Genomic DNA, 429 nt, shown 5'->3' with positions numbered 1-429 from the left:
AACCTCGACGAACTCATGGACCTGCTCCGCGCCGAGTGCGAGACGCTCCCCGCCGCCGACCTCGTCGCCGGGCTGCGCGAGGTCGGCGTCCCCGTCGCCAAGGTGAACTCGATGGACGAGGTCGCGACCGACCCACACCTGCGGGCGACCGACTTCTTCACCGAGGTCGAAACTGCGGAGGGAACGTTGCGGTCGGTCAGCGTCCCGCGGTTCCCCGTCGTCGCCAGCGGCTTCGACCGCCCCGACTCGACCGACCCGCCGAAGCTCGGCGAGCACACCGAGGCCATCCTCTCGTCGCTCGGCTACGACGACGCCGACATCGACGCGCTTCGGCGCGCGGGAGGGGTCTGAGTGGCCGCCGCGGAGCCGGTCCTCCTCGACGTGACCTGCCGCGAGGGCGAGCAGCGCCCCGGGGCGTCCTACACGACG

Annotated in this window: 1 protein-coding gene; it reads left to right on the top strand. The window is 72.3% G+C overall.

Features of this window, described 5'->3' with window-relative positions; genetic code table 11:
• Positions 1-351: CoA transferase (locus DVK06_RS18125; RefSeq protein WP_199718817.1), on the top strand; the 351-nt coding region annotated here is incomplete at its 5' end.
• Between the last annotated feature and the right edge of the window lie 78 nt (positions 352-429).

The sequence above is a fragment of the Halorubrum sp. Atlit-28R genome, assembly GCF_003665955.1.
GTDB lineage: Archaea > Halobacteriota > Halobacteria > Halobacteriales > Haloferacaceae > Halorubrum > Halorubrum tropicale.
The sequence above is the reverse complement of the archived record's forward strand: the minus strand, read 5'-3'. Positions and strand labels throughout refer to the sequence as shown.